We start from the raw sequence: 19,690 nt of genomic DNA, 5'->3' as shown, positions 1-19,690 counted from the left end.
GGGTCATAAAGGGTGCCATGGATGGCCCTGCCTTCGCCGCCTATGTACGCGAAGTTCTGGTGCCAGAAATTGAGCCCGGAACAGTCGTCATACTGGACAACTTGGCGACCCACAAAAACAAGGAGGCCGCAGATGCACTGCGGGCGCATGGATGCTGGTTCCTTTTCCTGCCGCCATACTCGCCTGACCTTAATCCCATCGAACAGGCATTCTCCAAGCTGAAAGCCCATCTTCGCCGGATCGGGGCTAGGACATTCACCGACGTGTTCGATGCCATCGGAAAAATCTGCGATCTATACGACCCTCAAGAATGCTGGAACTACTTCAAGGCCGCCGGATATGTTTCAGGTTAAAACAGAAACGCTTTAAATCAAAGGGATCGACCGGATCATAAGCCGCGCTCATCATAAGCCGCGCTCATGGCGCCGCCTATGATCTAGGGCAACAGCCCGTCAGGAAATCACCGTTCAAACGATCGGTTCTGGCGACACAGGCACGTGAAAGCCCCCTATCCTCCCGGGGGTTTCGACCAACGCGGCGACACTCCCTCCTCCCGGGTGTCGCCGCAGCCTCCCTTTAAATGCTCAGAAGATCGCGGCGATGCCGTCAGAACGGCGTGTCGTCCAAGGTGTCAGCAGCGACCACGAATCGCGCCACCACATGTTTGGTGCCCGCCTTGTCAAAGGTGATCTCAAGTTTCTCACCCTCAATGCCAATAATTTCGCCGTAGCCGAATTTTTGATGAAACACCCGATCCCCATGCGAAAAGCTGGAAACAGCAGTCAGATCGATCACGGTATTGCGGCTTTCCTTGGGCTGGGACATGCCGCGCTGGCCGCCCCGGCTTTGCAGCCGCCGCCAGCCCGGTGAATTATAGACATTCGCCGAGGCGACCGATTCTTCAAAGGCCGAGGGCGTCGTCGCAGCCGCCGCGCCATAATTGCCGCCATAAAGCCCGGGCGGGGTCAGGATATCCACATGGTCTTCCGGCAGTTCATCGATAAATCGGGACGGCATGGCCGATTGCCACTGACCATAGACCCGGCGGTTGGCAGCGAAGGAAATCGTGCAGACCTCTTCGGCCCGGGTGATGCCGACATAGGCCAAACGGCGCTCTTCCTCTAATCCGCTGGTGCCGCTTTCATCCATGGACCGCTGCGAGGGAAACAATCCGTCCTCCCAGCCCGGCAAGAATACGGCGGGGAATTCCAATCCCTTGGCCGCGTGCAGCGTCATCACCGACACCTTCGCGTCGTCGTCGTCCTGCGAGTTGTCCATGATCAGGGCCACGTGTTCTAAGAAGCCTTGCAGATTTTCAAACTGCTCCAGCGCCTTGATCAGTTCTTTCAGGTTTTCCAATCGGCCCGGCGCCTCGGGCGTTTTGTCGGCCTGCCACATCGCCGTGTAGCCGCTGTCGTCGAGAATACGTTCTGCCAGATCAATGTGATTGTGGGCCGGGTCCTGAACTTCGGCATGCCAGCGATCCATCAGGGTCACAAAGCGCCCCAGTTCCGTCTTGCCTTTGCCAGTGATGTCCCCCGCGGCCAATAAGGTGCGCGCCCCGGCCAGCAATGGCACCCCGGCACTGCGGGCCGCCATCTGGATTTTCTGTTGGGCTTTATCGCCAAGCCCGCGCTTGGGGGTATTCACGATCCGCTCGAAGGCCAGATCGTCGGTCGGACTGATAACAAGACGGAAATACGCCATCGCATCGCGAATTTCGAGCCGCTCATAGAACCGGGGTCCGCCGATCACCCGGTAAGGCAAACCGATGGTCAGGAAGCGATCCTCGAAGGCGCGCATCTGGTGGCTGGCCCGCACCAGAATCGCACAATCGTTCAGGGAATAGGGGCGCCCGCCACGGGTGCCGCGCTGCATCGATTCCAGTTCTTCCCCAATCCAGCGCGCTTCTTCCTCGCCATCCCAATGACCGATCAGCCGAACTTTGTCGCCTCCGTCTTTGTCAGTCCACAAGGTCTTGCCCAAGCGGCCCGCATTGCCGCGGATTACCCCGGATGCCGCCCCCAAGATATGCGCGGTCGAGCGATAATTCTGTTCCAGCCGGACCACATGGGCCCCGGGAAAATCCTTTTCAAACCGCAGAATGTTGCCAACCTCGGCGCCGCGCCAGCCATAGATCGACTGATCATCGTCGCCAACGCAACAGATGTTACGATGTCCCGCAGCCAGCAGCCGCAACCACATATATTGGGCGACGTTGGTATCTTGATACTCGTCCACCAGAATATAGCGGAACCAGCGCTGATACTGGAGCAGCACGTCTTCGTGGCGCTGAAAGATGGTCACCATATGCATCAGCAGATCGCCAAAATCGACGGCGTTCAGATCGCGCAGACGGCTTTGGTAGTCCGCATAAAGACGTGGTCCAGCGCCATTAAACGCCGAAGCATCGGCGGCAGGCACCTGCTCGGGCGTCAGGGCCCGGTTTTTCCACCCGTCGATCACCCCGGCCAACTGCCGTGCGGGCCAGCGTTTTTCGTCAATGTTGCGGGCGATGATGACCTGCTTCAGCAATCGGATCTGATCGTCCGTGTCCAAAATCGAAAAATTCGACTTCAGCCCGATCAGTTCGGCGTGGCGGCGCAACAGCTTCACATTGATGGCGTGAAAAGTGCCGAGCCACGGCATGCCTTCGACCGTCTGCCCCAGCAAGGCACCAACGCGGGTCTTCATCTCGCGCGCGGCTTTGTTGGTAAAGGTCACGGCCAACACTTCGTTCGGGCGGGCGGTGCCGGTGGTCAGCAGATGCGCGATTCGCGCCGTCAGCGCCCGGGTCTTGCCCGTCCCTGCCCCGGCCAGCATCAGGACCGGACCATCCAATGTCTGGACGGCCTCTTGCTGGGCAGGGTTCAGGCCATCCAAATAGGGGGTGGGACGTGCCGCCATAGCCCGCGCCGACAGCGGGACCGGCTCATCCTGAAAGGCATCGGCTTCATCGAAACGGTTCATCCCCGCAGACTAGCCGGAACCGCGCCCGAAATAAAGAGCGTGTTCGCCCTATGTTCTGCGGTTATTTCATTGCCAGGCCCAGCGCGGCTTTCGATAGTGCCCCGTATGAACATGGACAGCACCCACCCGTCGATCAATGATCTGAAAGCGCGCGCAAAAACCCGGCTTCCCGGCTTCGTCTGGGAATTTCTCGACAGTGCGACCGGATCGGAAGGCACCAAAACCCGCAACCGCGCCGGGCTGGATCAGGTCTGCCTGCGGCAGGCCGCGCTGGTCGGGGAGTTCACGCCGGACTTAGGGGCGACATTGCTTGGGCGCAGCTATGCCTTGCCGGTCGGCATCGCGCCGGTGGGCATGTCCGGGCTGATCTGGCCCGGCGCAGAGCCGATGCTGGCGCAAGTCGCTGCCACGGCGGGCCTGCCTTACACGCTCAGCACAGTCGCCAGCCGCACCCCCGAAGACCTCAGCCCCCATATCGGCGATCAGGGCTGGTTTCAGCTTTATACGCCGCGCGACACCGGCATCCGCCGCGACATGCTGAACCGGGCCAAGGCCGCCGGGTTTCACACGTTGGTGGTCACCTTGGACGTTCCCGCCGCCAGCCGCCGCGAGCGTCAGCGCCGGTCCGGCCTGCAACACCCGCCAAAGTTGACGCCGCGCCTGTTCGCGCAATGCATGATGCGCCCGGACTGGTCGCTGCGCATGCTGCGCAATGGCATGCCACGCCTGAAGTTCATGGAAGAGTATCAGGCTAGCATTGGCAATCACGGCTCGACCGAACATGTCGGATACCAACTCCGCGGCTCGCCGGACATGGCGTATCTGCTGGACACCATGGCCGAATGGGATGGGCCAGTGATCGCCAAGGGGGTGATGCGACCGGACGCCGCCGTCCAACTGCGCGACGCTGGCGTCGATGCGGTCTGGGTATCGAACCACGCTGGCCGGCAATTGGACGGATCCCCAGCCAGCATTGAGGTTCTGCCCGAGATTCGCGCCGCCGTGGGGCCGGATTATCCGCTGCTGTTCGACAGTGGCGTCGAAAGCGGCCTCGACGTGTTGCGGGCCATCGCGCTGGGGGCCGATTTCGTCATGCTGGGCCGGGCGTTTCACTATGGTCTGGCCGCGTTCGGTTCTGCAGGCGCGGCCCATGTCCTGCACATCCTGTCGGAAGACATAACCTCAAGCATGATCCAGATCGGCGCGCGCCGCCTATCAGAGGTATCCGCCGCCCTTTGGCCCGGTCCGCCTGTAGTATCGGGCTAACACCCACCGCCACTGTTGACGGCCTATCCTTGTCGCAGCCACTTGCCAGAGGAGGACATTATGGCCAAGATTTTGATGATTACCGGGGATTTCACCGAAGACTATGAAACCATGGTGCCGTTTCAGACCCTGATGGCCTGCGACCACAGCGTTGATGCGGTCTGCCCCGGCAAAACCGCAGGCGACACGGTCAAGACCGCGATCCACGACTTCGAAGGTGACCAGACCTACACTGAAAAACCCGGCCATAATTTCGCGCTGAACGCCACGTTCGACGACATCGATCCGGCAAACTATGACGCGCTGGTGATCCCGGGCGGCCGGGCACCGGAATATTTGCGCCTGAACTCGAAGGTTCTGGACATGATCCGGCATTTCTTTGAGGCCGGAAAGCCGGTGGCCGCGATCTGCCACGGTGCTCAGCTGTTAAGCGCAGCCGGCGTTCTGAATGGCCGGACCTGCTCGGCCTATCCGGCCTGCGCCCCGGAAGTCACCGCAGCGGGCGGAATTTTTGCCGAGATTGAGGTGACAGATGCGGTCACCGATGGCAATTTGGTGACAGCGCCAGCCTGGCCTGCCCATCCGGCGTGGATGAAGCAGTTCATGGCGCTGCTCTGATCCAGACACCGCGGGGAGGCGGAGCGACCATGTGCCAGCTTTTCATCAATGCCGATGCCGACAACTGGGTCAGTCGGACCAAATCCCTGCGGATCGACGGTGTGGCCACCAGCATTCGCATCGAGAACTTCTTCTGGGATCTGCTGGGCGAGATTGCCCAGCGGGACCGGATGACCGTCAACCAGTTGATCACCAAGCTCTATCATGAATCGATCGATGCAGATCATGATCTGGGGAACTTCACGTCGTTTCTGCGGGTGTGCTGTGCCCGCTATCTGGCCCTGATCTCCGAAGGCGATATCGACCGAAACCCGGCGCAACCCCTGTCCCAGATCGACGCCAAGGCCGTGCTGCACCGCGAGGCCGAGCGGGCCCGGGCCGCCCGCTTGAATTAACCGGGCGAAGCCCTGCCGACATGCCCGCGCATAGAATTTAAGCGTGCTTCATGATCGGGCAAAAAACGGCGCATTGGCAATTGGGCCAGCCTGCCCCGCCCCTGTCACCCTCTAGACAATGAGGCGCGAGTGTCGCTACCAGAACTGGTCTGCGTCATTTCCTCGCCTGTTCTTTCCGCAAAAAATCGGCGGTTATCGCGCAACGCCCTCTTTGTTTGCCAAGGAACAGCTTATGCCCGACTTCAAGAAACTGCTCATCGCCAATCGTGGTGAGATTGCCATTCGCGTGATGCGGGCCGCAAATGAATTGGGCAAGCGCACCGTCGCCGTCTATGCCGAAGAAGATAAGCTGTGCTTGCATCGCTTCAAGGCCGATGAGGCCTATAAAATCGGCGAAGGCATGGGACCGGTCGCCGCATATCTCTGTATTGACGAGATTATCCGCGTCGCCAAGGCCTGCGGCGCCGATGCCATCCACCCCGGTTATGGCCTGCTGTCCGAGAACCCGGACTTCGTAGATGCCTGCCATGCCAACGGCATTGCCTTCATCGGCCCCAAAGCCGAAACCATGCGCCAACTGGGCGACAAAGCCAGCGCCCGCCGCGTCGCGATCGAAGCCGGGGTGCCGGTGATCCCCGCGACCGAGGTGCTTGGCGATGACATGGCCGAGATCAAACGTCAGGCCGCCGAAGTGGGCTATCCGCTGATGCTTAAAGCCAGCTGGGGCGGCGGCGGACGCGGGATGCGGCCGATTCTGGCCGAAAAGGAACTGGAAGACAAAGTTCTTGAAGGTCGCCGTGAAGCCGAAGCCGCGTTCGGCAATGGCGAAGGCTATCTGGAACGGATGATCCAGCGCGCTCGTCACGTCGAGGTGCAGATCCTTGGCGACAGCTTTGGTGAGATCTATCACCTCTATGAACGCGATTGCTCGGTCCAGCGCCGCAACCAAAAGGTCGTCGAACGGGCCCCCGCCCCCTACCTCACCGCCGAACAACGCGCCGAGATCTGCGAACTGGGCCGGAAAATCTGTGCCCATGTGGATTACCAATGCGCCGGCACCGTCGAATTCCTGATGGATATGGATGACGGCAAGTTCTACTTCATCGAGGTCAATCCCCGCGTTCAGGTGGAACACACCGTGACCGAGGAAGTCACCGGCATCGACATCGTCCGCGCCCAGATCCTGATCACCGAAGGCAAAACCTTGGCCGAGGCCACCGGGGCAGACAGCCAAGCTGACGTGACCCTCAGCGGCCATGCCATCCAGTGCCGGATCACCACCGAGGACCCGCAGAACAACTTCATCCCTGACTATGGCCGGATCACCGCCTATCGTGGTGCCACGGGCATGGGCATCCGCCTCGACGGCGGCACCGCGTATTCCGGCGCGGTCATCACCCGTTATTATGACAGTCTGCTGGAAAAGGTCACCGCGTGGGCGCCGACGCCGGAGGCCGCCATCGCCCGCATGGACCGCGCCCTGCGCGAGTTCCGTATCCGCGGCGTCAGCACCAACATCGCCTTTGTTGAAAACTTGCTGAAGCACCCGACCTTCCTGAATTACGAATACACCACCAAATTCATCGACACCACGCCCGAGCTGTTCGACTTCAAGGCGCGGCGTGACCGGGCCACCCGGATCCTGACCTATATCGCCGACATCTCGGTCAACGGGCATCCCGAAACCACAGGTCGACCCAAGCCGATCGATGCCAACGTGCCAAAGCCGCCCAAGGCGACGGTCGCGCCGGTTCCCGGCACCCGCAACCTGCTGGAAGACAAAGGCCCCAAAGCGGTTGCCGAGTGGATGCTGGCGCAAAAGCAACTGCTGATCACCGACACCACCATGCGCGACGGCCACCAGTCCTTGCTGGCCACCCGCATGCGGTCCATCGACATGATCCGGGTCGCGCCGACCTATGCCGCAGAACTGCCGCAACTGTTCAGTGTTGAATGCTGGGGCGGGGCGACCTTCGACGTCGCCTACCGCTTCTTGCAGGAATGCCCGTGGCAGCGCCTGCGCGATCTGCGCGCGGCCATGCCCAACCTGATGACCCAGATGTTGCTGCGCGCCTCTAACGGCGTCGGCTACACCAACTATCCCGACAACGTGGTGCAAAGCTTTGTAGCGCAAGCCGCGAAAAGCGGCGTCGATGTGTTCCGGGTATTCGACAGCCTGAACTGGGTCGAGAACATGCGCGTCGCGATGGATTCGGTCATTGAGGCCAATAAGGTCTGCGAAGGCTCGATCTGCTATACCGGCGATCTGCTGAACCCCGAACGGGCGAAGTACGACCTGAAATACTACGTCTCTATGGCGAAGGAACTGGAAGCCGCTGGCGCCCACGTTCTGGGCCTGAAAGACATGGCTGGTCTTCTGAAGCCTGCCGGTGCACGGGTTCTGATCAAGGCCCTCAAAGAAGAGGTCGGCCTGCCAATTCACTTCCACACCCACGACACCGCAGGCATCGCTGGCGCGACCATTCTGGCGGCGGCAGAGATGGGCGTCGACGCTGTGGATTGCGCCATGGACGCGCTGTCGGGCAACACCAGCCAGCCGACCATGGGGTCGATCGTCGAAGCCCTGCGCCATACCGAGCGTGACACCGGCATCAATGTTGAAACCGTTCGGGCCGTGTCGGATTATTGGGAAGCGGTGCGCGCGCAATATTCAGCCTTTGAATCGGGTCTTCAGGCCCCGGCGTCGGAGGTTTATCTGCACGAAATGCCCGGTGGTCAGTTCACCAACCTCAAGGCGCAGGCCCGCAGCCTTGGTCTGGAAGAGCGCTGGCACGAGGTCGCCAAGATGTATGCCGACGTCAACCAGATGTTCGGGGACATCGTGAAAGTGACCCCGTCTTCGAAAGTGGTCGGTGACATGGCGCTGATGATGGTCAGTCAGGGCCTGAGCCGCGCGCAGGTCGAAGACCCAAGCGTTGAAGTGTCGTTCCCCGACAGCGTGATCGACATGATGCACGGCAATCTGGGACAGCCGACAGGGGGCTGGCCCACCGCGATCCAAAGCAAGATCCTGAAAGGGGAAACGCCGCTGACCACCCGCCCCGGCGCCGAGATGCCCCCCGCGGATCTGGAAGCCCACCGCGCCGAGCTGGTGGCAAAGTTCGACACCGATATCGACGACGAGGATCTGAATGGCTCGTTGATGTATCCCAAGGTGTTTTCGGATTACATGGAGCGCCACCTGACCTATGGCCCGGTGCGCACCCTGCCGACCCGGACGTTCTTTTACGGCATGGAACCGGGCGAGCAGATCTCAGCCGAGATTGACCCCGGCAAGACATTGGAAGTTCGGCTTCAGGCCATCGGCGAAACCCATGACGACGGCGACGTTCGGGTGTTCTTTGAACTGAACGGTCAACCGCGTGTGGTGCGGGTGCCCAACCGCCATGCCAGCGCCACCGCCAAGAAGAATTCCAAGGCCGAACTGGGCAACGCCAACCACATCGGTGCGCCGATGCCCGGGGTGGTCGCCTCGGTCTCGGCTGTGGCGGGTCAATCGGTCAAGGATGGCGATTTGTTGCTGACCATCGAGGCCATGAAGATGGAAACCGCGATCCACGCCGAACGCGACGGGGTCATCAAAGCCGTTCTGGTCACCCCCGGCACTCAGATTGATGCCAAAGACCTGCTGATCGAGTTGGAATGACCCAGCGCCGGTCCTGATCCGACCACGGGCGCGCGGCCACCAAGACCGGCCGCGCGCCCGCCCCTGCGCAATTTTTGCGCCACACGCACTTTTCCCCTTGAACCCCCCCGCCCCTCCGGCTACATCGACGCCACTCAAGGAAGCGGGCGTAGCTCAGGGGTAGAGCATAACCTTGCCAAGGTTAGGGTCGGGCGTTCGAATCGCCTCGCCCGCTCCAAGAGTAAAAATGGTTTCCGGTTGCGGGCGTAGCTCAGGGGTAGAGCATAACCTTGCCAAGGTTAGGGTCGGGCGTTCGAATCGCCTCGCCCGCTCCAGAAACCAAACAGTCCCAACATCGACTTCCCACCATAGGGCCTTGCACCGCGGCCCTTGGAACTGCGCAACCTTGCGTCTATAGCGGTCGGCGCAGACCGCAAGGGGACCCTGAGATGCGCCAAGCCAAGATCACCCGCACGACAGCCGAAACCGACATTACAGTCGAGATCGACCTCGACGGCACCGGCCTTTATGACAATCAGACCGGCATTGGTTTTTTCGACCACATGCTGGACCAGTTGGCGCGGCATGCGCTGATCGACATGACCATCCGCGCCACCGGTGATCTGCATATCGACGATCATCACACCGTCGAGGACACCGGCATTGCCTTGGGACAGGCGCTGACCCAAGCGATGGGCGACAAGCGCGGCATCTGCCGCTATGGCGCGTGCCTGCTGCCGATGGATGACGCATTGGTGCGCGCAGCACTGGATCTGTCGGGCCGGCCTTATCTGGTCTGGAACGCCCCCTTCCCCACCGCGAAGATCGGCACATTTGACACCGAGCTGGTGCGCGAGTTTTTTCAAGGCTTTGCCACCCATGGCGGCATTACCTTGCATGTCGAAGCCTTGCACGGCCTCAACAGCCACCACATCGCCGAAGCCGCCTTTAAGGCGGTGGCCCGCGCCTTGCGCGAGGCATTGGAAACCGATCGGCGCAAGTCTGACGCGATTCCGTCCACCAAGGGGCAACTCTGACCCATGCTGACAGTTCTGGTTGATTACGAATCCGGCAATCTGCATTCGGCCGAAAAGGCGTTTCAGCGGATGGCGCGTGAAGTGGATGCAGGCGAGGTCTTGGTCACCTCCCGCCCCGAAGACGTGGCCCGGGCCGACCGCATCGTGCTGCCCGGGGATGGGGCCTACCCGTCCTGCCTTGCGGGCCTGAAGTCCTATGCGGGGCTGTTCGAGGCCATGTCAGAGGCCGTCACCACCCGCGCGGTGCCCTTTCTGGGCATCTGTGTCGGTATGCAGATGCTGGCCAGCTGGGGGCGGGAATATTCCGACACCCAAGGCTTCGACTGGATCGGCGGCGAGGTGGTGAAAATCACCCCCTCGGACCGGACCCTGAAGGTGCCGCACATGGGCTGGAACGATCTGGTCATCGACCGGCCCCACCCGATCCTGAACGGGGTTGAAAGCGGCGCACATGCCTATTTCGTCCACTCCTACCATTTCCGGGTTGCAGACCCGGCGCATCGCATCGCTCATTGCGATTACGCGGGCGACATCACCGCCATGGTGGCCCGAGACACGGTCGCAGGGGTCCAGTTTCACCCCGAGAAAAGCCAAGCGGCTGGCCTGCGAATGATCGCCAACTTCCTGACATGGGCGCCCTGACGCTGCCCTGACAGCCGGATCGCCCCCTGCGGCCCGGCCGCACTTGGCTTTGCAGCCCGGTCGTGAGAGACAGCCGCCATAATGCACGAAAGGACCCAGCATGATCCTCTATCCCGCAATCGACCTTAAAGACGGCCAATGCGTGCGCCTGTTGCGCGGCGAGATGGATCAGGCCACCGTGTTCGGCGATGACCCCGCGGCCCAAGCCCTGGCGTTTCAGGACGCCGGGTGCCAGTGGTTGCATCTGGTCGATCTGAATGGTGCTTTTGCGGGGAAACCGGTGAATGGTGATGCGGTTGAGGCCATTCTGAAGGCGACCAACATTCCGGCCCAACTTGGCGGCGGTATTCGCGACATGGCCACGATTGAACATTGGCTGTCGCGCGGCATCGAACGGGTCATTCTTGGCACCGCAGCGGTGGAAGACCCCGATCTGGTGCGCGAGGCGGCCACCGCCTTTCCCGGCAAAGTTGCCGTTGGCCTTGATGCCCGCAATGGCAAGGTTGCGACCCGGGGCTGGGCCGAAGACACGCACCATCTGGTGTCGGAATTGGCCAAGCGGTTCGAAGATGCCGGGATCAGCGCGATCATTTATACCGACATCGAACGAGACGGCGCTATGAAGGGCCCCAATGTAGCTGCCACTGCGGCGCTGGCCAATCTGGTATCGATTCCGGTGATCGCATCGGGCGGCGTGTCATCCCTGTCGGATCTGACCACGCTGCGCGATTGCGGCGCGCCGTTGAACGGGGCCATCTCTGGCCGGGCGCTCTATGACGGCGCGCTGGACCTGCGCGAGGCCCTTGCGGCGCTGGCTTAATTGCCAGCCGCCGCGGCGGTGAGTTTCTTCAGCGCGCCGGCCATGGTCTTGACGTAAGGTGCGTCGTCGTCGATGTCGAGATCATCGAACATCTCGTCCACTTCTTCATAAGCCAGATACACTTGGCCATGCGAATCTTCATAAACCAACACCCGCAAAGGCAGGAACACGCCCGCCAACGGATCGTCCTGCATCGCTGGCGTGCCAAGTTTCGGATTCCCAAAGATCAACAGTTGCGACGGGGCCAGCGTCAGATCGACTGACGCCGCACCTGCGGCGTGATCAACAGTGGCGAAGACCGTGGCCCCTGCCCCTTCGACGGCCGCCGTCAGCGCGGCCATCGTGTCCGGCACCGAAGCCGCGCTTTTCACTTTGATCATATCGTCGGCGCCAGCGGCCCCAGTCAGGGCCACAACGGCGGCGGTGGCCAAAGCCCAAATGCGTGTCATGAATAATCCTCCAAGATCGGTTCAGAGGCGAAGCCTAAACCCGTTTGGGCACAGGTTCAATTCACGGCATTGGGCTTAGGTGTTGAACAAGAAGTGAAGAACGTCGCCGTCCTTGACCTCATAGGTCTTGCCCTCAATGCGCATTTTCCCAGCCTCTTTGGCCCCGGCTTCGCCTTTCAGCGCCACGAAATCGTCAAAGCCGATGGTCTCTGCGCGGATGAACCCACGCTCGAAATCACCGTGGATGACACCCGCTGCTTGCGGCGCCTTGGTGCCTTTGCGAATGGTCCAAGCCCGCGCTTCCTTGGGGCCAACGGTGAAATAAGTCTCCAGCGCCAGCAATTCATAGCCAGCGCGGATCAACCGGTCGAGACCGGGTTCTTCCAGCCCCAGATCGCCCAGGAACATCTCGGCTTCTTCACCATCAAGCTGGCTGATTTCTTCTTCGATCGCCGCTGAAATCACCACCGTCGCCGCCCCTTGGGCTGCGGCCATCTCGGCCACCCGGGCAGACTGGCTGTTGCCGGTCGCTGAGGCGCTTTCTTCGACGTTGCACACGTAGAGGATCGGTTTGGTGGTCAGAAGCTGCAACAGCTTCCATGTCCGCAGGTCGTCTTCGTCAACCGGAACCACCCGGGCCGGATTGCCCTGCTCCAACGCTGCCAGCGCCGCCTTCAGCAGCCGCTCTTGTTGCACCGCATCTTTGTCGCCGCCGCGCACCTTGCGCACCAACCCGGCCAGCCGCTTTTCGATGCTTTCGATATCCGCCAGCATCAGTTCGGTTTCGATGGTGTCGGCATCGGCCACAGGATCGACCCGGCCATCAACATGGGTGATGTCATCATCTTCAAAGCAGCGCAGCACATGAGCGATGGCGTCGCATTCGCGGATATTCGCGAGAAACTGGTTGCCCAAGCCCTCGCCCTGACTGGCGCCTTTTACCAGACCGGCGATATCGACAAAGGTCATCCGCGTCGGGATGATCTGCTTCGACCCGGCGATGGCGGCCAACTGATCCAACCGAGAATCGGGCACCGCGACTTCGCCGACATTTGGCTCAATCGTACAAAACGGAAAATTTGCCGCTTGTGCCGCCGCTGTCCGCGTCAGCGCATTGAACAGGGTCGACTTGCCCACGTTCGGCATGCCGACGATACCCATTTTAAAGCCCATGACGATCTCTCCTGAATGACCGGGTGCTTCTAGGACGCGCGCCGCCGCGACGCAAGCCGCGCGATCGTCCGGGACTGGGGCAGTGTTTTACACGGCACAGGGTCCAAGACCCGGCAGGTGATCCGCGCCCCTCTTGCCGAAACGCGCCACATCGGAGCGCCCCGAACGGTCCGAACGCACAATCCGCCATTGATCTTCGCGCCCCAATCGCGCAAACCGCAGACGATCACTGCTCGGGGGATATCATGACACGGATCGACGCCAAATTCGCCGCCCTCAAGGCCGAGGGCAAGAAAGCGTTTGTCGCCTATGTCATGGCTGGCGATCCGAATTACGACACCTCGCTTGAGCTGATCAAAGGATTGCCCGCCGCTGGCGTCGACATCATCGAACTGGGCATGCCCTTTACCGATCCGATGGCGGATGGCGCGACCATCCAACTGGCCGGACAGCGGGCACTGGCCAGCGGGCAGACCCTTGATAAGACGCTGGCCATGGCCGCAGCCTTGCGCGAGACGGACCAGACCACCCCCATCGTGATGATGGGCTATTACAACCCGATCTATTCGCGCGGCGTTGCCAAGTTTCTCGAACAGGCCAAGGCGTCCGGCATCGACGGGTTGATCGTCGTGGACCTGCCCCCGGAAGAAGACAGCGAACTGTGTCTGCCGGCGCAGGCGGCGGGTCTGAACTTTATCCGTCTGGCCACCCCCACCACCGACGACAAACGCCTGCCCAAGGTTCTGACCAACACCTCTGGCTTTGTGTATTACGTCTCCATCACCGGCATCACCGGCGCAGCGGCGGCCGAGGCGACAGATGTCGGCCCCGAAGTCGCCCGGATCAAATCCCAAACTGACCTGCCTGTCATCGTGGGCTTCGGCATTCGCACGCCGGAGACGGCCCAGTCGATCGCATCGGTTGCCGATGGCGCCGTCGTTGGCTCGGCCATCGTCAAGCTGGTAGAAGAGGGCCGCTCTGTTCCCGAAATCTTGGCCTTCGTCAAAGGTCTGGCCGACGGGGCGCACCGGGCCTGAGGCACGGCCTTCGCCGCCCTGCCCCTCTTGACCCGCTGGCCTTGCGGACGGATAGAAGGCGCGTTTGAACCGGTGGAGGGGGCGACTCTGTGCAAATTATCGACGTCCTCATCGACCCCATCCTGCCGGTCTTCGCGATCCTTGCGTTTGGCTTTGGCATGGGACGCACCGGGAAAACCAGTCAGGATGACGCCCGGGTTCTGAACAAATTCTCACTTTCGGTGCTATTGCCGATCTTTTTGTTCGGCCTAATTGCCCACGCGCCGATGCATGATTTCAGCCTGCCGCCGGTGCTGATCTATGGCGCGGCGGAACTGGTGGTGTTCGCGGCCGCGTTCGCCCTTGCGCTAGGGGTGTTCAAATGTCAGCCGGGCGAGGCCGTCTTGCTGGCTTTCGCGGGTATTTTCACAAACACGGCCCTCTATATCCTGCCAATTTCGGTCATCCTGTACGGCAAGGACAACATCCTGCCGATCACCGCGCAGGTCACCTATGATTCCGTCGTGACCATGGCCGCCGCGATGATCGCGGTGCAGGCCATCAGTCAGGGAAAAGTGTCGCTGTCGGCTATCCTGCTGCGCATCGCGGGCACGCCGATGCTTCAGGCGGTTGCGGCAGGAACGGTCGTCGCACTGCTTGGCCTGCGCATCCCTGCGCCTATCGAAACGTTCATCACCTTTGCTGGCACGGCTGCCGCACCGGTGGCGCTGTTCGCCCTTGGCGTGGCAATGTCCGGGACCAAATTCAAACTGGACGCGGCGGTGGCGTCATTCTCGGCGATCAAGCTTGTGATCTTTCCCATCGCAGTCTGGGGCGGATTGCAGCTATTGGTGCCCAGCGATCCCGGGCGCGCCCTGTATCAGCTTGCCGCAGCCGGGCCGTCCGGGGCGATGGCGTTCAGTTTTGCGCTGCTCTATGGCGTCCGCACCGACCGGATCGCACAAGTCATCGTCTGGACCAGCGTTGGCAGTTTGATCACCCTCGCCTTTCTGGCCTGACAACGACCGACAGTGGGGAATAGATCGGCCAATTCCCTTGCATTCTCAGCGCAGTTCGGGCTTTTGTCGTCCCCGCAAGCCTGTCCTGTCGCCACAACCTAGGATCGCCCATGCCCGCAATAACCTGCATCGAAGACCTGCGCCGCATTTACAAGCGCCGCGTCCCGAAGATGTTCTATGACTATGCCGAATCGGGCAGTTGGACCGAACAGACCTTCCGCGAGAACACCACCGATTTTGCCAAGATCCGCCTGCGCCAACGCATCGCCGTCGATATGTCAGACCGCAGCACCGAAAGCACCATGATCGGGCAGCCGGTGACCATGCCGGTGGCGTTGGCCCCGGTCGGCCTAACCGGCATGCAACACGCTGATGGCGAAATTCTGGCGGCCAAAGCGGCCGAGAAGTTCGGCGTGCCCTACACCCTGTCCACAATGTCGATCTGCTCGATCGAGGACGTGGCCGCCAATACCACCAAGCCGTTCTGGTTTCAGGTCTATACCCTGAAAGACGATGATTTCATGCTTCGCCTGATGGACCGGGCCCGTGCGGCCAATTGCTCGGCGTTGGTGATTACCGTGGATCTGCAAGTTTTGGGCCAGCGGCACAAGGACATCAAGAATGGCCTGTCCGCCCCGCCGAAACTGACCCCTGCCTCGATTGCGAATATGATGACCAAGGCCCACTGGGGCATGGGCATGTTGGGCACGAAGCGGCGCTTCTTCGGCAATATCGTGGGCCACGCCAAAGGTGTGTCCGATCCGTCGTCGCTCAGTTCGTGGACTGCCGAGGCCTTTGATCCGGCACTGGACTGGAACCGCATCGCGCAACTGATGAAGATGTGGGACGGCAAGGTCATCCTGAAAGGCATCCTTGATGTCGAAGACGCCCGCCGCGCCGCCGATCTGGGGGCTGATGCCATTATCGTGTCGAACCACGGGGGCCGCCAGCAGGACGGGGCGCTGAGTTCCATCCGCATGCTGGAACAGATCGTGGCAGCCGTCGGCGATCAGGTCGAGGTCCATCTCGACAGCGGTATCCGGTCGGGTCAAGACGTGCTGAAAGCCCTCGCAATGGGGGCCAAGGGATGTTTGATCGGCCGGGCCTATGTTTATGGCTTGGGCGCCATGGGCGAAGCAGGGGTGACCCGCGCACTTGAGGTCATCCACAAAGAGCTGGACACCTCAATGGCCCTGTGTGGACGGCGAGATGTTAAGTCGCTGGACCGCGACATCTTGCTGATTCCAGAGGACTTTTCAGGCAAATGGGCCTGATCTAGACCGACACAACCGGGCGGGCGATGGGCAGGACGATCCTGTTTCCGCCCGCCTGAGCCACCGCGCAGGGCGGTGCCACGCGGCGGGTTTCCGCCCGTTTCGCCCTAAAACAGCCGCTAAACAGCGCCGAGACTTGATCGAAAAACCGCCGCGTGGCTAGCGTCGCGGCGAAACGATCAACAGGCCAACACATGTTCCGACACGTTCTGCTCGTTCTGGTTCTTACGGTGCTGTCCGCTTGCAGTCAGCCCGCCCCCCCTGTCAGCCGTGCCGCGCCCCTGCACCCCAATGAGACGCCGGAATTGCGGGCCCTGATTGCCCAAACAGCCGAGCGCCACGAAGTGCCCGTCAGTTTGGTAGAGCGGGTGGTAATCCGCGAAAGCACCCACCGCCCCGAAGCCCGCAACGGCCCCTATTATGGCCTGATGCAGATTTTGCCGGCGACCGCCCGCGCCATGGGCTATCAGGGTGCGCCCACCGGCCTGCTCGATGCGGAAACCAACTTGGAATATGGGGTAAAATATCTGCGCGGCGCATGGCTGTTATCTGACGGCAATCCGGATGTTGCGGTTAAATGGTACTCCCGCGGCTATTACTATGAAGCCAAGCGTCAGGGCCTTCTGGAAGAAACCGGGCTGCGCTAGCTGCGTATGGCGCTGACGTCAACGCGACGGCGTAAGATCGGATGACGGCTGGTGTCGCGGCCGCATGGCTAGAACCAACACCGGCACGATCCACAGCAACATCGCGACCGAGGCCAAGGCCCATCGCAAGCCGAACGCTTGCGACACCGCCCCCAGAACCGGCGGGCCGATAAAGAACCCCAGAAATCCGATCACCGCCGCGCGCGAAATGGCGGTGCTTCGGGCGTCGGGCGGCACCATTCGTCCGACCAGTGCCAGCGCCATTGGGGCAATCACTGACACCCCCAGCCCGGCGATCGCGAACCCCAGATAGGCGCCGAACGGCACCGCAGCGGTGGCCGCAATCAGCAAACCAACTGCTGCAAGGCCTGAGGCGCAGATGATCACCCGCGCTTCAGACAGACGCTGCGCCACGACTTGCCCGCCCAGACGACCAAAGGCCATGGTCAGCCCCAACATCGCGGGACCAAGCGAGCCTTCAGCAGCCATGCCGCCAAGGGTGCGTTCAATATGCAGCGCCGACCAAACTTCGGTCGCGTTTTCGATCAGGAAGGCCACCAAGACAATCCCGCCGCCCAAGCAGACAATTTCCACCGGGAAGCGTGTAGAGGTGCTGACGCTACTACTCTGGGCCGGCAGAGGTTGCCGCATCCACAGACTGGCGATGCCAGCGAACACAGCGACGCCCACAAAAGACAGCACCGGCGGTGCGCCAGCAGTGCGCAACAGCCCCGTCCCTATGGCGGCAAGGGCATAGGCCACCGAAAACATCGCGTGGTTCAAATTCATCAGTGAGCGTCCGGTAGCCGCCTCGCGCTCAGAGACGCGCACATTCATGATCACGTCGGTCAGGCCCGAAGCGGTGCCCAGCACCACCATCGCCAGCCCGAACATCACCTGATTGCCGCCGACGATCCCCGGCAAGATGAAGGCCAGACCAAGCATCACCACCGCAATGGGCATCGCCCGCTCTTTGAACCGCCGGTCCATGCGCGGGGCCAGCCACATCGCCGTCAGCAGCCCCAGGGCTGATCCCAAAAGCAACCGGCCAAACCCGGCATCGCTGGCCTGCAGCTCGGCCTTCAGGACCGGCACCAAGGCTGCGAAGCTGCCCCAGCCGAAGCCAAGCACCATAAACGACAGGGCGGTGGAACGTGACTGGCAGAATGCGCCAACGATGGACTTGTCCGTCATATTTTAAACCCGCTTGGCCCGGCGACGCCGGACAGCGCGAACGGAACTAAGAAACATTAGCTATCGCTGATCCCCACTGCAGATACCGCTGAGCACCGGCACTGCATCACGGATCTTGTCCATTGATATGAACACCGGTCGGCCGCCGCAATCCTCGATCATCCGTTCTGCGGACAGGTTGGTCCGATCCGCGCCGATGAGGCGCGAGGTCGCCACGCCGTCATAGGCATCGGGCGACGATCAGTCTGTTCAATCCTCTGACGGGCAGGAGACCGTCGCCCTTGACGACGGCGACCGCGACTGGAACGACAGCAAGATCAAGGCCAGCGAGGGCACCAAACTGTCTGTCGGCAACGCCTCGTCTTCGGTCAATGTGGACGTCCTTTTCGATTTCTAGAAGCGTCCAGACACGGAACGCCTCTTTCCTTTCAGCCGCTTTGGCTGTAAAGGCACCCGTTCACGGGCATACACCCTTGGAGGATGCCCATAGCAAGGAGAATCAATATGGCTGGTGAGATCCCTGATCTTCACGCCGAGGTACGGACGGGGACGGGCAAGGGGGCCGCCCGTCAAGCACGCCGCGACGGCATGGTACCTGGCATCATCTACGGTGGCGAGGGCGAACCCCTGGCGATCAACATGCCCTTCAACACGCTGCTCAAGCGCCTGCGTAAGGGTCACTTCCTGTCCACCCTCTTCAATATGAAGGTGGAAGGGCATGACGACGTTCGCGTGATCTGCCGCAATGTGCAGCGCGACGTGGTCAAGGACCTGCCGACGCATGTCGACTTCATGCGCCTGCGCCGGACGTCGAAGATCAACCTTCAGATCAACGTCGAAATCGTTGGTCATGAAGAATGCGTTGGCCTGAAGCGCGGCGGCACACTGATCGTTGTGCGCCCTGTGGTTGAACTGATGGTAACGGCAGGCGACATTCCGGATCACGTGACTTTGGACATTTCCAAAGCGGCGATCGGGGACACGTTGCATATCTCGGACATCACGTTGCCCGAGGGTGCCAAGCCGGTCATCGACCGTGACTTCGTGATTGCCAACATTCAGGCTCCGGGCGGTTTGGCCGCTTCGGACGATGAAGATGGCGACGCAGAAGCCGAAGAGACCACCGAGGCATAAGGCCTTGACGATATGACGGAAAAACGGGGCCTTCGGGTCCCGTTTTTTTTTGGCCTACTGTCTGGGGGTGGCGCTCCCAAGTTCGACAAAATCGGCTCGATTTTGGGCAGGATCTTCGAGCCCCAGCATATAGTTTCAATGGGTTGGAGTCTGTGTAAGACTGATTTCGGTGAAAGTCGTGTAGTTACACGTCGTGTAACTTATACCACTTTGAATACGGCTAAAGATCGAATACTATGTATTCCATGTTTACGCGCATCACTGAGAGCGGCGGTCGCCGCTATCTTCAGATAGTCGAGTCGTTCCGAAACGAAGCCGGCAAGCCCCGGCTGCGGGTTGTCGCCAATCTCGGGCGGGTCGACGGGATGAAAGAGGGACAGCTCGACGCCC

General features: G+C 61.2%; 19 protein-coding genes and 2 tRNA genes. 15 read left to right on the top strand and 6 right to left on the bottom strand.

Annotation, left to right across the window (positions count from 1 at the left end; translation table 11 throughout):
* On the top strand, positions 1-353 hold a 353-nt coding region (locus BV911_RS16560), incomplete at its 5' end, for a transposase (RefSeq protein WP_139840109.1).
* 253 nt (positions 354-606) lie between these two features.
* Here BV911_RS16560 and BV911_RS16555 read toward each other — a convergent pair.
* Complete coding sequence (locus tag BV911_RS16555) at positions 607-2,970, bottom strand: ATP-dependent helicase (protein ID WP_086054714.1); 2,364 nt, start codon at positions 2,968-2,970, stop codon at positions 607-609.
* Positions 2,971-3,075: 105 nt separating this feature from the next.
* On the opposite strand from BV911_RS16555, the gene BV911_RS16550 reads away from it, so the two are divergent.
* The 9 genes from BV911_RS16550 (at position 3,076) to hisA (ending at position 11,394) form a co-directional block, all read left to right on the top strand.
* On the top strand, positions 3,076-4,236 hold the full coding sequence (locus tag BV911_RS16550) for an alpha-hydroxy acid oxidase (RefSeq protein WP_205963878.1): 1,161 nt from the start codon (positions 3,076-3,078) through the stop codon (positions 4,234-4,236).
* Positions 4,237-4,296: 60 nt separating this feature from the next.
* Positions 4,297-4,854, top strand: coding sequence for a DJ-1/PfpI family protein (locus tag BV911_RS16545; RefSeq protein WP_086054713.1), 558 nt, complete (start codon positions 4,297-4,299; stop codon positions 4,852-4,854).
* Positions 4,855-4,883: 29 nt separating this feature from the next.
* Positions 4,884-5,249, top strand: coding sequence for a ribbon-helix-helix domain-containing protein (locus tag BV911_RS16540; protein ID WP_086054712.1), 366 nt, complete (start codon positions 4,884-4,886; stop codon positions 5,247-5,249).
* 232 nt (positions 5,250-5,481) lie between these two features.
* The gene (locus tag BV911_RS16535) at positions 5,482-8,916 is read left to right on the top strand and encodes a pyruvate carboxylase (protein WP_086054711.1); all 3,435 of its coding nucleotides are present in this window, start codon (positions 5,482-5,484) and stop codon (positions 8,914-8,916) included.
* 142 nt (positions 8,917-9,058) lie between these two features.
* Positions 9,059-9,133, top strand: a tRNA-Gly gene (locus BV911_RS16530).
* A gap of 22 nt (positions 9,134-9,155) precedes the next feature.
* A tRNA-Gly gene (locus BV911_RS16525) sits at positions 9,156-9,230 on the top strand.
* A 114-nt stretch (positions 9,231-9,344) separates the two neighbouring features.
* Complete coding sequence (hisB, locus tag BV911_RS16520; protein WP_086054710.1) at positions 9,345-9,932, top strand: imidazoleglycerol-phosphate dehydratase HisB; 588 nt, start codon at positions 9,345-9,347, stop codon at positions 9,930-9,932.
* A gap of 3 nt (positions 9,933-9,935) precedes the next feature.
* Positions 9,936-10,574, top strand: a complete 639-nt coding sequence (gene hisH / locus BV911_RS16515; protein ID WP_086054709.1) for an imidazole glycerol phosphate synthase subunit HisH — start codon at positions 9,936-9,938, stop codon at positions 10,572-10,574.
* Between the two features lie 100 nt (positions 10,575-10,674).
* On the top strand, positions 10,675-11,394 hold the full coding sequence (hisA, locus tag BV911_RS16510) for a 1-(5-phosphoribosyl)-5-[(5-phosphoribosylamino)methylideneamino]imidazole-4-carboxamide isomerase (RefSeq protein WP_086054708.1): 720 nt from the start codon (positions 10,675-10,677) through the stop codon (positions 11,392-11,394).
* On the opposite strand, the gene BV911_RS16505 is transcribed toward hisA, so the two are convergent.
* Positions 11,391-11,843 (bottom strand): DUF302 domain-containing protein, encoded by a 453-nt coding sequence (locus BV911_RS16505; RefSeq protein WP_086054707.1) that lies wholly within the window; start codon positions 11,841-11,843, stop codon positions 11,391-11,393. The genes hisA and BV911_RS16505 overlap by 4 nt on opposite strands.
* Positions 11,844-11,918: 75 nt before the next feature.
* Complete coding sequence (gene ychF, locus BV911_RS16500; RefSeq protein ID WP_086054706.1) at positions 11,919-13,016, bottom strand: redox-regulated ATPase YchF; 1,098 nt, start codon at positions 13,014-13,016, stop codon at positions 11,919-11,921.
* Between the two features lie 245 nt (positions 13,017-13,261).
* On the opposite strand from ychF, the gene trpA reads away from it, so the two are divergent.
* From trpA to BV911_RS16475, 4 genes are all read left to right on the top strand, one after another.
* On the top strand, positions 13,262-14,053 hold the full coding sequence (gene trpA, locus BV911_RS16495) for a tryptophan synthase subunit alpha (RefSeq protein ID WP_086054705.1): 792 nt from the start codon (positions 13,262-13,264) through the stop codon (positions 14,051-14,053).
* 89 nt (positions 14,054-14,142) lie between these two features.
* A complete protein-coding gene (locus BV911_RS16490) occupies positions 14,143-15,051 on the top strand; it encodes an AEC family transporter (RefSeq protein ID WP_086054704.1) in 909 nt (302 codons plus the stop codon).
* Positions 15,052-15,161: 110 nt separating this feature from the next.
* A complete protein-coding gene (locus BV911_RS16485) occupies positions 15,162-16,325 on the top strand; it encodes an alpha-hydroxy acid oxidase (RefSeq protein ID WP_086054703.1) in 1,164 nt (387 codons plus the stop codon).
* A 194-nt stretch (positions 16,326-16,519) separates the two neighbouring features.
* Entirely contained in the window at positions 16,520-16,972 is a 453-nt protein-coding gene (locus tag BV911_RS16475) for a lytic transglycosylase domain-containing protein (protein WP_086054701.1), read from the top strand.
* Between the two features lie 18 nt (positions 16,973-16,990).
* On the opposite strand, the gene BV911_RS16470 is transcribed toward BV911_RS16475, so the two are convergent.
* On the bottom strand, positions 16,991-18,166 hold the full coding sequence (locus tag BV911_RS16470) for an MFS transporter (RefSeq protein WP_086054700.1): 1,176 nt from the start codon (positions 18,164-18,166) through the stop codon (positions 16,991-16,993).
* Between the two features lie 249 nt (positions 18,167-18,415).
* The gene (locus BV911_RS20265) at positions 18,416-18,538 is read right to left on the bottom strand and encodes a hypothetical protein (RefSeq protein ID WP_256388271.1); all 123 of its coding nucleotides are present in this window, start codon (positions 18,536-18,538) and stop codon (positions 18,416-18,418) included.
* Between the two features lie 132 nt (positions 18,539-18,670).
* Between BV911_RS20265 and BV911_RS16465 the strand changes: the two genes are divergently transcribed.
* Complete coding sequence (locus BV911_RS16465; RefSeq protein ID WP_086054699.1) at positions 18,671-19,300, top strand: 50S ribosomal protein L25/general stress protein Ctc; 630 nt, start codon at positions 18,671-18,673, stop codon at positions 19,298-19,300.
* A gap of 200 nt (positions 19,301-19,500) precedes the next feature.
* Here BV911_RS16465 and BV911_RS19795 read toward each other — a convergent pair.
* On the bottom strand, positions 19,501-19,690 hold a 190-nt coding region (locus BV911_RS19795; RefSeq protein WP_205963879.1), incomplete at its 5' end, for a hypothetical protein.

Origin of the sequence: Pseudoruegeria sp. SK021, assembly GCF_002119405.1 — a bacterium.
Taxonomy (GTDB): domain Bacteria; phylum Pseudomonadota; class Alphaproteobacteria; order Rhodobacterales; family Rhodobacteraceae; genus Meridianimarinicoccus.
Note: the sequence above shows the minus strand (reverse complement) of the source record. Positions and strands in the feature narration are given on the sequence as shown.

What these genes read in the sequence shown, in the direction of transcription:
- BV911_RS16555 (WP_086054714.1), bottom strand. Translation starts at nt 2,970, where the DNA reads ATGAACCGTTTCGATGAAGCCGATGCCTTTCAGGATGAGCCGGTCCCG.
- BV911_RS16465 (WP_086054699.1), top strand. Translation starts at nt 18,671, where the DNA reads ATGGCTGGTGAGATCCCTGATCTTCACGCCGAGGTACGGACGGGGACG.
- BV911_RS16470 (WP_086054700.1), bottom strand. Translation starts at nt 18,166, where the DNA reads ATGACGGACAAGTCCATCGTTGGCGCATTCTGCCAGTCACGTTCCACC.
- hisB (WP_086054710.1), top strand. Translation starts at nt 9,345, where the DNA reads ATGCGCCAAGCCAAGATCACCCGCACGACAGCCGAAACCGACATTACA.
- BV911_RS16535 (WP_086054711.1), top strand. Translation starts at nt 5,482, where the DNA reads ATGCCCGACTTCAAGAAACTGCTCATCGCCAATCGTGGTGAGATTGCC.
- BV911_RS16545 (WP_086054713.1), top strand. Translation starts at nt 4,297, where the DNA reads ATGGCCAAGATTTTGATGATTACCGGGGATTTCACCGAAGACTATGAA.
- hisH (WP_086054709.1), top strand. Translation starts at nt 9,936, where the DNA reads ATGCTGACAGTTCTGGTTGATTACGAATCCGGCAATCTGCATTCGGCC.
- BV911_RS16485 (WP_086054703.1), top strand. Translation starts at nt 15,162, where the DNA reads ATGCCCGCAATAACCTGCATCGAAGACCTGCGCCGCATTTACAAGCGC.
- ychF (WP_086054706.1), bottom strand. Translation starts at nt 13,016, where the DNA reads ATGGGCTTTAAAATGGGTATCGTCGGCATGCCGAACGTGGGCAAGTCG.
- BV911_RS16540 (WP_086054712.1), top strand. Translation starts at nt 4,884, where the DNA reads ATGTGCCAGCTTTTCATCAATGCCGATGCCGACAACTGGGTCAGTCGG.
- hisA (WP_086054708.1), top strand. Translation starts at nt 10,675, where the DNA reads ATGATCCTCTATCCCGCAATCGACCTTAAAGACGGCCAATGCGTGCGC.
- trpA (WP_086054705.1), top strand. Translation starts at nt 13,262, where the DNA reads ATGACACGGATCGACGCCAAATTCGCCGCCCTCAAGGCCGAGGGCAAG.
- BV911_RS16475 (WP_086054701.1), top strand. Translation starts at nt 16,520, where the DNA reads ATGTTCCGACACGTTCTGCTCGTTCTGGTTCTTACGGTGCTGTCCGCT.
- BV911_RS16505 (WP_086054707.1), bottom strand. Translation starts at nt 11,843, where the DNA reads ATGACACGCATTTGGGCTTTGGCCACCGCCGCCGTTGTGGCCCTGACT.
- BV911_RS16550 (WP_205963878.1), top strand. Translation starts at nt 3,076, where the DNA reads ATGAACATGGACAGCACCCACCCGTCGATCAATGATCTGAAAGCGCGC.